Origin of the sequence: Lysinibacillus sp. BPa_S21 (assembly GCF_023337795.1) — a bacterium.
GTDB lineage: Bacteria > Bacillota > Bacilli > Bacillales_A > Planococcaceae > Lysinibacillus.
In genome coordinates this window covers 121875-135885 of sequence record NZ_JALIRS010000004.1, presented here as the reverse complement: position 1 = coordinate 135885, position 14011 = coordinate 121875, and the positions used below count along the sequence as shown (strand labels likewise).

Annotated in this window: 17 protein-coding genes and 2 pseudogenes; 3 read left to right on the top strand and 16 right to left on the bottom strand. The window is 37.3% G+C overall.

Annotation, left to right across the window (positions count from 1 at the left end; translation table 11 throughout):
* Positions 1 to 167: 167 nt before the first annotated feature.
* From MOK21_RS09130 to MOK21_RS09105, 6 genes are all read right to left on the bottom strand, one after another.
* Positions 168 to 725, bottom strand: coding sequence for a SpoIIIAH-like family protein (locus tag MOK21_RS09130; protein WP_249073627.1), 558 nt, complete (start codon positions 723 to 725; stop codon positions 168 to 170).
* Entirely contained in the window at positions 726 to 1145 is a 420-nt protein-coding gene (locus MOK21_RS09125) for a hypothetical protein (protein WP_249073626.1), read from the bottom strand.
* Positions 1146 to 1207: 62 nt separating this feature from the next.
* Positions 1208 to 1351, bottom strand: coding sequence for a hypothetical protein (locus MOK21_RS09120; protein WP_199777723.1), 144 nt, complete (start codon positions 1349 to 1351; stop codon positions 1208 to 1210).
* 1 nt (position 1352) lies between these two features.
* Positions 1353 to 2264, bottom strand: coding sequence for a stage III sporulation protein AE (locus MOK21_RS09115; RefSeq protein WP_249073625.1), 912 nt, complete (start codon positions 2262 to 2264; stop codon positions 1353 to 1355).
* Positions 2265 to 2276: 12 nt separating this feature from the next.
* Positions 2277 to 2654 (bottom strand): hypothetical protein, encoded by a 378-nt coding sequence (locus tag MOK21_RS09110; protein WP_249073624.1) that lies wholly within the window; start codon positions 2652 to 2654, stop codon positions 2277 to 2279.
* 4 nt (positions 2655 to 2658) lie between these two features.
* The gene (locus MOK21_RS09105) at positions 2659 to 2868 is read right to left on the bottom strand and encodes a hypothetical protein (RefSeq protein ID WP_012295089.1); all 210 of its coding nucleotides are present in this window, start codon (positions 2866 to 2868) and stop codon (positions 2659 to 2661) included.
* A gap of 306 nt (positions 2869 to 3174) precedes the next feature.
* Between MOK21_RS09105 and MOK21_RS09100 the strand changes: the two are divergent.
* A pseudogene (locus MOK21_RS09100) lies at positions 3175 to 3567 on the top strand (transposase); the annotation flags it as partial.
* 215 nt (positions 3568 to 3782) lie between these two features.
* Here MOK21_RS09100 and MOK21_RS09095 read toward each other — a convergent pair.
* The 5 genes from MOK21_RS09095 to MOK21_RS09075 all read right to left on the bottom strand — a co-directional run bounded on the left by MOK21_RS09095 (position 3783) and on the right by MOK21_RS09075 (position 7551).
* Positions 3783 to 4790: an NAD(P)H-dependent flavin oxidoreductase gene (locus tag MOK21_RS09095; protein ID WP_249073623.1), complete on the bottom strand. Its 1008-nt coding sequence runs from the start codon at positions 4788 to 4790 to the stop codon at positions 3783 to 3785.
* 201 nt (positions 4791 to 4991) lie between these two features.
* The gene (gene efp / locus MOK21_RS09090; protein WP_249073622.1) at positions 4992 to 5549 is read right to left on the bottom strand and encodes an elongation factor P; all 558 of its coding nucleotides are present in this window, start codon (positions 5547 to 5549) and stop codon (positions 4992 to 4994) included.
* 17 nt (positions 5550 to 5566) lie between these two features.
* Complete coding sequence (locus MOK21_RS09085; protein ID WP_249073621.1) at positions 5567 to 6628, bottom strand: M24 family metallopeptidase; 1062 nt, start codon at positions 6626 to 6628, stop codon at positions 5567 to 5569.
* 2 nt (positions 6629 to 6630) lie between these two features.
* Positions 6631 to 7065: a type II 3-dehydroquinate dehydratase gene (gene aroQ, locus MOK21_RS09080; RefSeq protein WP_249073620.1), complete on the bottom strand. Its 435-nt coding sequence runs from the start codon at positions 7063 to 7065 to the stop codon at positions 6631 to 6633.
* Between the two features lie 60 nt (positions 7066 to 7125).
* Complete coding sequence (locus tag MOK21_RS09075; RefSeq protein ID WP_249073619.1) at positions 7126 to 7551, bottom strand: hypothetical protein; 426 nt, start codon at positions 7549 to 7551, stop codon at positions 7126 to 7128.
* 132 nt (positions 7552 to 7683) lie between these two features.
* Between MOK21_RS09075 and MOK21_RS09070 the strand changes: the two genes are divergently transcribed.
* Positions 7684 to 8655 carry a DUF1385 domain-containing protein gene (locus MOK21_RS09070; protein ID WP_374110126.1) on the top strand — a complete coding sequence of 324 codons (972 nt, stop codon included), beginning with the start codon at positions 7684 to 7686 and terminating at the stop codon, positions 8653 to 8655.
* 100 nt (positions 8656 to 8755) lie between these two features.
* On the opposite strand, the gene MOK21_RS09065 is transcribed toward MOK21_RS09070, so the two are convergent.
* A complete protein-coding gene (locus MOK21_RS09065) occupies positions 8756 to 9664 on the bottom strand; it encodes an NAD(P)H-dependent flavin oxidoreductase (RefSeq protein ID WP_249073617.1) in 909 nt (302 codons plus the stop codon).
* Positions 9665 to 9988: 324 nt separating this feature from the next.
* Here MOK21_RS09065 and MOK21_RS09060 point away from each other — a divergent pair.
* A pseudogene (locus MOK21_RS09060) lies at positions 9989 to 10672 on the top strand (DNA alkylation repair protein).
* A gap of 275 nt (positions 10673 to 10947) precedes the next feature.
* Here the strand turns inward: MOK21_RS09060 and MOK21_RS09055 are convergent.
* The 4 genes from MOK21_RS09055 to MOK21_RS09040 all read right to left on the bottom strand — a co-directional run bounded on the left by MOK21_RS09055 (position 10948) and on the right by MOK21_RS09040 (position 13892).
* Positions 10948 to 11766, bottom strand: coding sequence for an SPL family radical SAM protein (locus MOK21_RS09055; protein WP_249073616.1), 819 nt, complete (start codon positions 11764 to 11766; stop codon positions 10948 to 10950).
* Positions 11767 to 11780: 14 nt separating this feature from the next.
* Positions 11781 to 12314 carry a methylated-DNA--[protein]-cysteine S-methyltransferase gene (adaB, locus tag MOK21_RS09050; protein ID WP_249073615.1) on the bottom strand — a complete coding sequence of 178 codons (534 nt, stop codon included), beginning with the start codon at positions 12312 to 12314 and terminating at the stop codon, positions 11781 to 11783.
* Positions 12298 to 12936, bottom strand: a complete 639-nt coding sequence (locus MOK21_RS09045; protein ID WP_249073614.1) for a bifunctional transcriptional activator/DNA repair enzyme AdaA — start codon at positions 12934 to 12936, stop codon at positions 12298 to 12300. The genes adaB and MOK21_RS09045 overlap by 17 nt, the downstream gene beginning before the upstream one ends.
* 242 nt (positions 12937 to 13178) lie before the next feature.
* Positions 13179 to 13892 carry a 2OG-Fe(II) oxygenase gene (locus tag MOK21_RS09040; protein WP_249073612.1) on the bottom strand — a complete coding sequence of 238 codons (714 nt, stop codon included), beginning with the start codon at positions 13890 to 13892 and terminating at the stop codon, positions 13179 to 13181.
* Positions 13893 to 14011: the final 119 nt, after the last annotated feature.

The following is a 14011-nucleotide window of genomic DNA, read 5'->3' as shown; positions in this document are numbered from 1 at the left end:
AGCACTATTTTATATTTTTTTCGAACAATTTGAAATACTTAAATGCAAATTAAGTAAATATGAACAAAATAAAAGGCTTTCCTTTAATAAACGAAAGCCTTTTCATTATACTGATATATAACAATAGTGATTTAATACACAGAAAATTCCTATTTATCTTTAAATTTTTAATAGTTATTTGCACTAAATTTTACGATGACGTCATTTGCGCCTTCCATCTCTGTTTTTACTAAATAGATAATTTCATTTGCTTGAGCTTTTGATAGTTCCTCTGCCATAACAGTTACTTGTATTTTATCACCATCTGCTCGTACAAACGCATCGGAGTAACCTGAAGATTTAATAAGCATTTCTAACATTGCTTCAGAGGATTCTTGTTTTATAAGGTTATCCATATCGTTATACGCCTTACTTTTTTCTTCTGCTGTGTAATCTTTGGAACCGATTTTCTGCTCTAATTGCGAACGAAGCTTGCTTCTTTCATCACTAACTTGCATGCGCATTTCTTCAAATAAATGACTTGGAGAAGATACTTCCTTCGTCTCTCCCTCTTTCGTTGCTTCTTTGTCAGTCACACCCGTAACCGCAGTTTGCTGTAATGTGTCATCTGTGAAAATAGTTAGTCCATTAAATTGTTTTGCTGGATCAACCAAATAATACACTGAAATAACCGCTACTAGACTTAATAATGTCATAAACCAAACTGTTCTTCTACGTACGCGCATTTACTTTTCCTCCTTATTCTCCATTGGAACGATAATAATTCGATGAATCGGCAATTGCATTACTTGACTAACTACAGCACGAATTTCATTTTTCACAAAGATATCTGATGCTCCTTCTGAAACAATTAGCATCCCTGTTACTTCTTTCGTGCCTTGTTCAGTGCCTCGAAAATATTGACTGAATAGTTGATTGTCATCCGTCTTATCTGTCATATCTCCGTAATAAAAATAGACTTTAACCTCCCCAACACCTTTCATAGCCTTTAGTGTCTGCTCAAGTTTTTCTTCATTGGTCTTCGATGTTACTTGCCCATTCGTTGTACTCGTTTGATACATTGGTAAAATGATGAAAATTCCTACGGAGGCAGCGATAAGCATTAAGACTATAAATGACGTTGTTTTTTTTCGTGTCTTTTCCACATCACTTGTACATTGCCTCCTTTCATCTTCTCTTTTTCAAGTGTATGTACGCTTGTTTCCTCCTATGAATTGATAAATGGAATCTTTAATAGCAATTGCAAAAATACTAACGTAATAACAAGCTTTGTAAGTGAAATTATTTCTTTATCTTCTGTTAGAAACACAAATATCTGACAGATAAAGAGCATTGCCAATAAAAGAATCAATCTATCTCCCCCCGGCCATAACTTGCACAAAAACGATGAGGAATAAACAAGAAAACATAAATGAAAAAGCAATTAGAAATGATACAGCACATAATGTAAATAGAGATTTACTAACATGATCGAGTAGTTTACAAATATCATCAAACGCAATTGGTTCTAAAATAGCCGCTAACATTTTCAACGAATACGCACTAACAACAAGCTGAACTGTTGGAATAAACGACACGGTAATAACGGCTATAAAAGCAGAAATACTACTAATAGATGAGGAAAACTGTGTCATATGCTGGAACATCGAAAAACTATCTACTATAAAGGAACCTACAACCGGAATATTTTCCTCTATTAATTTCTTTACAGGCTCCGCAACAGCTGCATTGACACTAAAGGCGGCTACACCACTTGCCGACATTAAAATGATGTAACAAATAACAGATGCCGAGACGATGCTCATAATGGTAAAACGTATCAATTCAGCTATTCTCGTAAACGAAATTTCTTTGACAATGACACTGCAAACGTCAAAAACAATGGCGAAAAGTACTCCAGGTATAAGCCATTTACTACTAATTACTGTTAAGACTTGTACAAAAAAAAGTAAAAAAGGCTGCCAAGAAGCTATTGCTGTAATACTGCTTGATAAAAGAAAGCTTGAAGTAAGGATCGGATAAAATGCAGTAAATAGATGAGCAAGTCCTTGTGCTATTTCGTCTATTAATTTAAATGAATTCACTACGACTGGTCCTATAGTTGCCAGTACAATCAGAAAAAAAAGTATCCTTGTCCCTTTTTCAAAATCTGGTAAAATCATATTGACAATCAAAATAATAATGACATAGCCACACAAAATAAGCGTCATCTTCAGCAATAGAAAGAATGGATCCGTTAAAAACGAAAATATTTGCTCTAGCAATGTCTTCGCCCCTTAGTTTAGCCGTTGTAAAATGGCCGACACCTCCTGTAAAACAGCCAAAAATTCCTTAAACCAATACAACAATATAACAATCTTGACGCCATCATAGACAATATGTCCGAGTACTTTATAGTTTTGTTCTACAAGTAAAACAGACACCCATTGCCCTATATAAAAAAGGCTAGCACTGACTACAATTGCTTTCGCGTACGGCAAAAAAGCTAATGTCTCAAGCAATTGCTTGATGAATGGCAACAGGAGTGTCGAAAACAACATACCGAATAACAAAAACGAAAACATTACACTAATTAGCGCATGGAGTGGCTGTATGACTTCTTTTATAAGCAATAATAAAAGCAGCATGACAACAGCAATGATGACAATTTCCATTTACCTACCCAGAAGAGGTCAGCCATTGGAAGAATGTAAGGATTTCATTGAAAAATAGACGTAAAAATCGCAGTAATTCCGCTGTCATATATAAGTAAGCAATGAAAAATAGGAAGAATGAAAATTCTTTCTTTCCTGTTTGATCAAAGAAGACATGAAGAAGCGCAACTACTAGTCCCACTCCAGCGACTCTTAATACGTCTTGTAATTCCATTTCATACGCCCCCTCGTGTACAGCAATATATGTTGCTACAAAAAAAAAAAGACCTCCATACATACGGAGGGCACTGAAAAAATCCATATCTTCTCATTTTGCGAAGTATTCAAGATTCAATCATTGAATACCTTGCTTTTTTCTTTTGGCACTGTGATTCTACTGTTGTTTTCCGAAGCATTCCGCTCGCTTTCCGCGGGCGAGCGCCGAGCCTCCTCCTACGCTTCGCTTCGTGTGGGGTCTCGTCTGTCTCGCTTTCCCGCAGGAGTCGAGCGATGCTTCTCCAAACAACGCAATGTATCATAAAAAGATGTTGGAATGTTTGTATATAAGGCCGGTCATCTCTCGACAAGAAAAACTCGTACGGGTTAAAAAGGAACGAGTAAGAGTCAAAGTCAGACATATTATTTTGATATCGAAAAATGAAAAGTATGTCCAATGAAAGAGGGCTGTTAAAAAGAAGGCGCAAAGAGTCAAACACATTCTGTCACAATTAAATCGGATACACATGCCGAACGAGAAGTATTTAAGCAGTTAGCCACAAATCGCTGCAAAATAGAAGCGAAGAATAATGAATTAAACAACGGGCACGGGTATGATACGGCATCGACTGTGGGTCTATTTAGCATGAAAATTCATGGTACCACAACGATATTCGCTGTTAATTTTAAACGGATTTTAAAGCTACTAAACGAATAAGGAATAGAGACAGAAATAAGGCACTTCCTGTTCAAAATTGAACAAGAAGTGCCTTAATTTATCTGATAAAAAAGTAAGTTTTTTAGTACCCTCATACCTACGTATAGAGTTCTTTTAATTCAGCGGATGTTTGAATCCCCGCTGAAGATTACCTTAAAACTGTATTGACTTCTTTAGCTGACACAAAATATCTGTTATAAAATTGCTGAATGAAGTTAAAGTAACTTTTCAATGATGCTTTTCACAGTCCCTGGTTGTTTCACTAAATAGCTCTTTTCTCCCATCCACATTGATAAATAACCGGCTTTACCCTGTTTTGCACTTTCTTTACGAATAGTTGACGTTAGATCATTTTGCAATGGATAAGGTGCAACAACAGCATCCTTCATACGCTCCGTAAAATCATTTGCTAAGCCTCTTGCTGGTTTACCAGAAAAAGCACGCGTAATCGTCGTCTGCTGTGCTTTCGATTCAAGCAAGGCATTTTTATAGAGAGATGAAATTTCACACTCATCTGCTACTAATAAGGCTGTTCCAACTTGAACCGCTTGAGCACCCATTGCTAGTGCTTTGCTAACATCTTCCTTTGTAACAATGCCTCCAGCAGCAATAATCGGTATGGAAATTTGTCCTACTACTTGCTGAAGTAAATTATGCAAATCAACTAATTGCATTGGTTCTGTAAAGGAACCACGATGACCACCAGCTTCACCACCCTGAAGGACAACAGCTTGCATGCCTGCTTGTTCTACACGCTTTGCTTCCTCTAAGGTAGTAGCTGTTCCAATAAGATAAACATTGTTATCCTTTAAACGCTGAATGACCTCTTCAGAAGGCAGTCCAAATGTAAAGGAACAAATGGCCACATTTTCATCAATAACAGCTTGCACTTGATCTTTAAATACTTCCTTGGACATGACACTCTGTACAGGTGAAAGTCCAAGCTCATCATAGAACGGTTGTAAAGCCATTCGAGCTTTTTGAAGTACATCGATATCAATACGCGGCTCTTCTTGTACGAATAAATTAACAGCAAATGGCTTTTTCGTTAGCTTTTTAACTTCCTGAATAAAGTTTTTCGTCTGCTCGCCGTCTAAATAGCCCGCTCCAATTGAGCCTAAAATACCTTCCTCCGCACAGGCAGCAACAAATTTTGGCGTAGTTACACCAGCCATTGGTGCCTGTATGATTGAATTTGGTATATCAAATGTTGTTTGTAACATAGCATTCACTCCTTACTATTATTGTATACAATTCTTCCAATTATGACCATGTACCAAATGATAGAAACAAATTTTTATACTCGTAAAAAAAAGTTGTTATATCTCTATCAAATGTCACAAAGTTCGATCTCTTTAGCTTTATATGTATAAAGAAAAACCTACCCTTTTGTAAGAAAAGAGTAGGTTGGATATTTTTATTCATTACGCACGAGAAACGTAAGAACCTTCTTCCGTATTGATCACTAACATGTCACCTTGGTTAACGAAGAATGGTACTTGTACAATAAGACCTGTTTCAAGAGTTGCAGGTTTTGTACCACCAGAAGCTGTATCACCTTTAATACCAGGCTCTGTTTCTGTTACTTCTAACTCAACAGTGTTTGGTAATTCAACACCTAACATTTCACCTTGGTAAGATTGGATATGCACTTCCATGTTTTCTTTTAGGAATTTTAATTCATATTCAATTGCATCTGAAGAAAGTTCAGTTTGCTCATATGATTCTAAGTCCATGAATACATGCTCGTCACCTTGTGCATAAAGGTATTGCATTTTACGGTTATCAATTTGTGCTTTTTCAACTTTTTCACCAGCACGGAAAGTTTTTTCATTTACTGAACCGTTACGTAGGTTACGTAGTTTAGAGCGCACGAACGCAGCACCTTTACCTGGTTTAACGTGTTGGAAATCTAACACGCGATATAATTGGCCATCTACAATAATTGTTAGACCTGTACGGAAATCGTTTACTGAAATCATTTGTGTTCCTCCAAAGTTTATAAAATAATAAGTTCTTTTGACGAATGAGTTAGCAGCTCATTACCTGTCTCTGTGATTAAAATATCGTCCTCGATACGTACACCACCGATTTCAGGTAAGTAAACTCCTGGTTCAATCGTTACGGCCATACCTGGCTCTAGCACCGCTTCTGAACGCACCGATAAGCCAGGGCCTTCATGTACTTCAAGACCAATCCCGTGTCCTAATGAATGTCCAAATGCCTCGCCATAGCCTTTTTCTCTTAAGTAGTTACGTGCAATCGCATCTGCTTGAATCCCTGTTAAGCCTGGGCCAACCTTTTCAAGTGCTAAAAGTTGGGAAGCAAGTACTGCGTTGTACATATCCACTAATTTTTCAGATGGCTCACCAACTGACACCGTACGTGTAATATCCGAGATATAGCCATTGTAAAGCGCTCCATAGTCTAATGTGACAAAGTCGCCCTTTTCAATCACTTTATTCGTTGCAACACCATGTGGTAAAGCTGAGCGAAGACCAGACGCAACAATTGTATCAAACGAAGATTGAGTTGCTCCTTGTTTACGCATGAAAAATTCTAATTCATTCGAAACCTCAAGCTCTGTTTTACCTGGCTTGATGAAGTTTAAGATATGTGTAAATGCGTGATCAGCAATTTCACACGCAACCTTAATAATATTAATCTCTTGTTGCGTCTTAATCAAGCGAATTTTTTCAATTAGCCCAGAAATCGGTACTAAATCAGCTTGAATTTTATTTTTATACAGCTCATATGTGCCAAAGCTAACAGTATCTTTCTCAAAGCCCAATAATTTGATACCCATGTTTTTTACTTGCGTTGCAATTTCTTCAATGATCGTCGCCTCATGCTTGACAATTCGGAAGTCCTGTACTTGCGCAGCTGCTTGCTCTGTATAACGAAAATCCGTAATAAATACAGCATCATTTTGAGACACAATCGCTACGCCCGCAGTCCCTGTAAAACCAGTCATATAGCGACGATTGTACTCGTTCGTAATTAAAATGCCGTCGATGTTTTGTTCCTGAAGTGCCTTACGTAGCTTTTGTAATTTCAACATAATCAATTCTCCCTCTCGATAAATGTGCGTAGTGCCAGTTCATAGCCTTTCGTACCTAGTCCACTAATTTGACCAAGGCATGCCGGAGCGAGATAAGAATGATGACGGAAAGCCTCACGTTTATGGATATTGGAAATATGTACTTCTATAACCGGCACAGAAATCCCTGCAATTGCATCATGTAACGCAATGCTTGTATGGGTATATGCACCGGGATTAAAGATTATACCATCATATTTTTCGTCCTCCGCTTCATGCACCCAATCAACAAGCACCCCTTCATGATTAGATTGACGAAACTCGACAGTGGCACCTAAAGACGCCGCAAGATTCTGAATATTATTTTTCACATCTTCTAATGTCTCATTACCATAAATATGTGGCTCTCTTTTCCCTAGTCGGTTTAAGTTAGGTCCATTCAAACATAATAACTTCACGCATATTCGCCTCTTTCTATGTACTTGCCATTATTTTATCATAGAAGGCGCATACAGCAACTAATTTCCTTTTTGTGCTGTGTGCTCCTTCTGATGAAAATTAGCCGTTTCAAGCAAGAAACGTAATAGACAAATAATAATGACCATGAAAGGGATCGATAGTTTTTTAAAGGAAGAAGATTGTAAAGGCAAATCAAGAACAATCCATTCTAATGTCATTGACACAAAAAGGCCAAGCAAAAAGGAAGACAGCACAGCTGGAATAATATAGACATATCTCAACGTAATATATAATAAAAATCCAATAAGAAATAATACTAAGATAAGAAAGCTCCATTGAAATAGTTTGGAACTACCCTCGAACAAATCCCACTTCTTATAAAAACCTATTGGATTCCATTTAATGAGGTGAAAGTAATGAAGTCCCTTTAAACACAATGCTAAAACAATTGCGCTGATGAGTGATGTTATACTAGCTACTTTCAAGAAAAAGTCCTCCTAACCTGTACCACGAGTTTATGTTCTAACGTAAATCATTTCCTTAATTGTACGATTAGTGTAACCATATAGAAATTTTACTATGCGTAACTCTAGAGGTTTTTCACTAAATTTAGTACAATGGTACAGTTGAAATATATAAAGAGAGTGGTGTTAGCCTTGAGCAATTCACCTGTATACGGGGGACAAGCACAATTAGAGGGTGTAATGTTCGGAGGAAAGGAACATACGATTACTGCTATTCGCCGTAACGATGATTCCATTGATTATTATCATTTCAAAAAAGTTCAAAATCCTATTTTACAAAAACTAAAAAAAATTCCATTGGTACGAGGCGTTGTGGCACTGATTGAATCCGCTGGTTTAGGCTCTCGCCATATGCAATTTTCAGGTGACCGTTACGACGTTACACCTGGCGAAGAAGAAGATCATAAAGAGGAAGGCTCGAAGCTTCAAATGATTTTAGGAGTTGCAGTTGTAGGTATTCTTTCCTTTTTATTTGGTAAATTTGCCTTTACATTAATTCCAGTATTTATTGCAGATTTTTTCTCTAAATGGATAGAAGGCAAAACTGGTCAGATATTACTTGAAAGTGGCATTAAGCTAATTTTATTACTTACCTATTTATATTTTATATCTTTAACTCCACTAATTAAACGAGTATTCCAATATCATGGTGCTGAACATAAGGTTATAAATTGCTATGAAGCTGGTATGGAAATAACCGTTGAAAATGTACAAGCACAATCACGCTTACATTATCGTTGCGGTAGTAGTTTTATGCTGTTCACTGTGTTTGTCGGCATGTTTTTATATTTCTTCGTACCAACTGATCCACTTTGGTTACGCATTTTGGACCGTATTCTATTAATTCCAGTCGTTCTTGGTATATCATTTGAAGTACTTCAAGCAACAAATGCATGTCGTAATATTCCAGTATTACGCTTCCTTGGTTATCCAGGCTTATGGCTACAATTACTGACAACTCGTGAGCCTAAGGATGACCAAGTAGAAGTAGCCATCGCGTCTTTCAATATGCTGTTACAAGTTGAGCAACAGCCAGAAATCGCAGCTACATTGAATCACGATTAAAAAATGTATGATGTCTCGGCATCATTGAGTCTACAATCGATAAGAAGTTAAAAGGCAAGCCCAACTGCATTTTGGTTGGACTTGCCCTTTTTTATAATTTTTACGATGGCTGTACAGAAGTTATTTGCTGCTTTGCTTGCTCGTATTCCTCTTCCAATGTGATGAATATTTCTCGAACGGACTCTTGTTTGACAATATTGGTGATACCATGTCCGGCTGACCAAATATCTCGCCATGCTTTGACATTAACAAGATGTGTTAAATCAACATCCTCTCTTGGCTTCAAAGTTGCTGGATCAATGCCCTCCTTTAATAAGGATGGAATTAATACATTCACATGGACACCACTAAAAGCATCGGTGTATAAAATATCAGAGGTATCACTTTCAATTACCATATGTTTATACGCCTCTGGTGCATTTCCTTCATCACAAGCTAAAAAACGTGTACCCATATAGGCATAATCCGCTCCTATTATTTGAGCAGCTAGTACGTCAGCACCGCTAGAGATAGAGCCCGATAAAATGATTGTCCCCTTGAAGAATTTCTTAACAGCAGATACAAAGCCAAATGGATTCAATTGCCCGCCATGCCCACCGGCACCTGCACAAACAAGGATTAGTCCGTCTACACCCGTTGCAGCAGACTTTTCGGCATGCTTGACGTTCGCAACATCTGCATAAACCTTTCCTCCATAGCCATGCACAATGTCTATCACTCTCTTTGGATTACCAAGTGACGTTATGACAATTGGTGGCTGAAATTGTTCAATTAACTGCAAATCTTCTTCAAAACGTGTATTCGCAACAGGATGACAAATAAAGTTAACTGCCCATGGCTCTGTAGGTAACGCTTTTTTTATTTCTTCAAGCCACTCAGCACAAGCTGAAGCGGGTCTCGCATTTAATAGTGGAAAAGATCCGATAGCCCCTGCTCTACTAGCTTCAATAACCATCTTAGGATTAGAAACTAAAAACATCGGAGCTACGATAATTGGTAATCTTGACATACAACCTCCCCCTTTATATTTATAACATTTCGCCAATACTTCCTGAAAATCCTACTACATAACATCAATTATTAATTGTGAGCTCGCATCTTCCGTTGAAATAACTCCTACCTGCTTGTCGGTAAAGATTGTTCCAAGTAATAAACCAACTCCAACCATTAAGAGAAAGATATATTGCAAAAAAGCATTTAACACAAATAGTAATGACCCTTTTGTTTCGATATCTTGCTGTTATATTCAATTCTTGGCTTTTACAGAAAATAATCAGTTATAGTAAGGTTGTCAAATAGGAAAGGTAAAGAAATTATACAAATAGGAGAGCCCATGGAAAAAATAATTAGAAAACAAATGTTTGAACTCATTGATACAGACTATCAAAAATTTTCTGCCGCACTTATACCTACAATTAACAATGTATTAGGTGTTCGGCTACCAGAGCTTCGTAAAATAGCTAAAAAAATTGCAAAGGGTGATTGGCGAACGTACCTTAAAACTGCAAAAGATGAATATTTTGAGGAAATCATGCTGCAAGGTATGGTTATTGGCTATATTAAGACAGATATTGAAGAACGCCTGTTTTACGTGGCCTCGTTCGTACCAAAAATTGATAATTGGTCGGTATGTGACAGCTTTTGTACAGGTCTTAAATCTACAAAGGAAAATAAAGAGCGTGTATGGGCGTTTTTACAGCCCTATCTTTCTTCTAAGAATGAATATGAGATACGCTTTGGAGTGGTTATGCTCCTAAACTATTATATTTAGACCGAATACATCGAAAGGGTACTCAAGCTCCTGGATCGTGTAAAGCATGAAGGGTTTTATGCCAAAATGGCTGTGGCGTGGGCTGTCTCTATCTGTTATGTGAAACTTCCCGGTCCAACAATGGAATATTTGAGAAACAACACGCTCGATGATTTTACATATAATAAAGCCTTGCAAAAAATTACAGAATCTAATCGTGTGGATAAAGAAACAAAAAGTCTTATCCGCAGTATGAAACGGAGATAAGGAGAAGTAAAGAGGTTAATGAAATTGAAACAACATGAAAAATGTACGGGTATATATCACTGCGATTCTCGTGACACGATGTTTAACGTATCCCCCTTTTGCTATAGCTCTAAGCGCAGAGGGACAATCTAATCTTCCATATAATTTACTCGGTCGATATCCACCAAAAATACCCGGTGTATTACTTTGATACGGATGTATATCGGCACCTATCAGGGTGAATGTCTTTTTTCTATTTTCAGCTACTTTTCATACATGCTATCACTTCCTATTTTTCACGGCTCAAACCCAGCCTGGCTCACATAAACTTGATTTTCCGGAAAGATTTCAATAAATCGGTTATATACTTTTTCAATTACATGTGGTCCATACAATTCTTCTAAACCAAGTTGGGCATACTTTTTCTCCATACCAAGTTTGCTTGTGCGTTTTCCACCACTGCCATCGCCCATGAAGTAGTCATCGATACATATCCGATCGACAAATGGCTTTAATTTCACAGGAAAATATTCCCCACTCGGTAAGATGGGGGCTATAGCAACTTGGGTCGGTATTCCCGCTGCTGCTAATTTTTCCAACGTCTTAAAACGTGACTGGATTGGGGGTGCCTTTGGCGTAAAATATTTGCGTATCGTTTCCGAATCTGTCTCAATTGTCATACTTACTCGAACTTTATCTTTAAAATGTTGCAGCAAATCGATATCTCGACTTACTAGCGGACTTCTAGTCTGTACTAATAGGAAGTCAGGAGGGTCTTCTACCATAACTTCTAGTAAAGATCGCGTCACCTTTTCCTTCTGCTCTATAGGTTGATACGGGTCTGTACTTGATGACATAAAAATCGTTACATTCCCTTTGGTTTTGGCGCGATGAAGCTCCTTTTTTAATAAATTCGCAGCTCCGCTTTTAACATCGACCCAATTTCCCCATTCCCCTTCTCGAAAAAGAGCTACTGGCATTTCGCGTACATAACAATAGGAACATCCAAATGAGCAGCCTGTGTAAGGATTTAGTGAATGTGTATAGCCAGAAAGAAAGCCAGTCCCTTTATTCAAAATGGTTTTCGGATTTTTATAAAATAATTCACTTTTCATGACGGAACCTCCATTTACTCATTGCTACATGAAGCACGTTTTTCCAAATCCAAGAGCAGTGTCTTCATTTCTAATCCACCCCGATAGCCAGTTAATGAGCCATTCTTTCCTATTACACGGTGGCACGGAACAGTAATTAATACCGGATTAGCCCCAATAGCTGCGCCCACAGCACGAACAGCTGCTGGTTTATTTAGATCATTGGCAATGTCAGAATAGGATTTCGTCTGTCCATAAGGAATTTCACAAAGTGCCTGCCATACTGCTAACTGAAATTGCGTACCTACATACTCAAATGGAACAGTAAAGGTTTTTCGCTTTCCTTCTAGGTACTGTGTGATTTCAACAACATAGGGTTCAAGCTTTTCAACATCTTCAACAAATGGACTTCCTGGAAAACGTTTCTTAGCCCATTCGAATAATTCCTCGAATGGTTTGTTCTGTGAACCTACAAACACAAGCCCTTTTTGAGTGCAAGCAAGATAAAAATGCCAATCTTTATACTTTAGTAAAGACCAATAAAGGGTAGGTTTATTCTTTGTTTCCATTGTACTTTTCCTCCAATTTACTCATTTGACGAAATTGTGCCGGTGTCTGTCCCGTTTTCTTTTTAAATAACGTGATAAAATAAGGGGCATTAGCCATACCCACACATATGGCAATATCTGCTATCGTTTTATTTGTCTGAATCAAATACTTTTTAGCCGCGTTTACTCTAACTTGTTGTATATACTCAACCGGCGTAATTCCTTTAATCTTTTTAAATGTTCGATGCATATGATACGGACTTCCATGACAAATAGTTGCTAACGATTCTAGCGTTAATTTTTCTGTGAAATTTTGATCAATGTATTCCGTAATTAAATCAACCCACTCGCTATCAGGCAAATTTTCATTAGTAGGCTTGCAACGTTTACAAGGGCGAAAATTTGCGCGAAGAGCTTGTGCTGCGTTTGGAAAAATGCATACATTTTCTTTTTTCGGAACGCGAGATTTACAGGATGGTTTACAGAATATCCCTGTCGACTTTACAGCGTAGAAAAATTGATTATTGTACGCTGCATCATTATTTAGTATGGCTTGCCACTTTTCATCTGTGATCATTTCAACATCATTCAACATTCTAAAATCATGACTCTCTTTATGTCCATTTTTGATACTATCCGGCATTTATCTCACCTCTTCTTCTTACAATATACTTCCTATGAATTCAGAATGTATAGTTCTGGGAATGAAATAGCAAGATATTGAAGTTTAATTTTTATCCCGCATTTACGGGCTGTAAAACTCCAACCTCAAAACATAGAGAAATCGGAGAAGTTTAGGAGGAGATAACAGCCCGTAAAAGCCCGATTGGTTTAACTAATGATCAGTGGGGGATGAAGAAAACCCCCACTGATCAAAGTTTCACTTTATTTAGAATCGTGAAAAATGATTCCAAGACCGTATCGTTCTCCAGCCGTAACCGTGCTTACTCCATGACGAACCGTATTTTTGTAATATCCTTTTTTACCCAAAACAGGTCTATGGTTAGTAGGAAAAATCAGCGCACTGCCTTGTTCTAAAGTAATGACATGGCCCCTACTCTGAGCACGAGGAATTTGTTCCACTAATAGAGATTCTCCACCGCAAAAGTCTTTATTTCGTTGATTTAAAACAAATACTACTTGAAACGGGAAAAATACGTCGCCATATAAATCTTGATGCAAACAATTAAAGCCGCCTGATTCATACTTTAATAGTAAAGGTGTCGGTCTAGATTGTTCATATTCTGCACAGGTGTTCAAAAAATCTTGAAGATGAGCTGGAAACTGTTCTGTTTTCTTAAAAAAACGCAACCACCGATTGGCTGTTTTGGTCAATTGTAGATAAAAAGACTCTCTTAAACTTTGGATGATTTCAGGTAATGGATAGGAAAAATATTTGTACTCCCCATTCCCAAAGCGATATCTCGTCATATTGATGGTCGTTCTGTATGGCTCTTCCTCACAATACAAGTCTATGAAGAATTCACATTCCTCTTTTGTTAAAATTACTGGAAGCTTTGCAAATCCTTGCCCATCTAATTCATTTTGAATAGAATCCCAATTTAAGTTTTCAACACGTGTTTTTATATCTTCGATCATTTTTTCAACTCCTAATCAGCATTCTTGATAACTAACACTATAACCTCATAATTAGAAAAAAATAAGATGTTTAGAATGTAATAGCAAGATAACAAAATTAGGTAAGATTATTTTATGAT

Excerpts from the sequence above, each read along its gene's own strand:
- MOK21_RS09130 (WP_249073627.1), bottom strand. The coding sequence starts at position 725 with ATGCGCGTACGTAGAAGAACAGTTTGGTTTATGACATTATTAAGTCTA.
- MOK21_RS09055 (WP_249073616.1), bottom strand. The coding sequence starts at position 11,766 with ATGAAAAGTGAATTATTTTATAAAAATCCGAAAACCATTTTGAATAAA.
- MOK21_RS09070 (WP_374110126.1), top strand. The coding sequence starts at position 7,684 with ATGGTACAGTTGAAATATATAAAGAGAGTGGTGTTAGCCTTGAGCAAT.
- adaB (WP_249073615.1), bottom strand. The coding sequence starts at position 12,314 with ATGGAAACAAAGAATAAACCTACCCTTTATTGGTCTTTACTAAAGTAT.
- MOK21_RS09085 (WP_249073621.1), bottom strand. The coding sequence starts at position 6,628 with ATGTTGAAATTACAAAAGCTACGTAAGGCACTTCAGGAACAAAACATC.
- MOK21_RS09105 (WP_012295089.1), bottom strand. The coding sequence starts at position 2,868 with ATGGAATTACAAGACGTATTAAGAGTCGCTGGAGTGGGACTAGTAGTT.
- MOK21_RS09040 (WP_249073612.1), bottom strand. The coding sequence starts at position 13,892 with ATGATCGAAGATATAAAAACACGTGTTGAAAACTTAAATTGGGATTCT.
- MOK21_RS09045 (WP_249073614.1), bottom strand. The coding sequence starts at position 12,936 with ATGCCGGATAGTATCAAAAATGGACATAAAGAGAGTCATGATTTTAGA.
- MOK21_RS09095 (WP_249073623.1), bottom strand. The coding sequence starts at position 4,790 with ATGTTACAAACAACATTTGATATACCAAATTCAATCATACAGGCACCA.
- efp (WP_249073622.1), bottom strand. The coding sequence starts at position 5,549 with ATGATTTCAGTAAACGATTTCCGTACAGGTCTAACAATTATTGTAGAT.
- MOK21_RS09065 (WP_249073617.1), bottom strand. The coding sequence starts at position 9,664 with ATGTCAAGATTACCAATTATCGTAGCTCCGATGTTTTTAGTTTCTAAT.
- MOK21_RS09110 (WP_249073624.1), bottom strand. The coding sequence starts at position 2,654 with ATGGAAATTGTCATCATTGCTGTTGTCATGCTGCTTTTATTATTGCTT.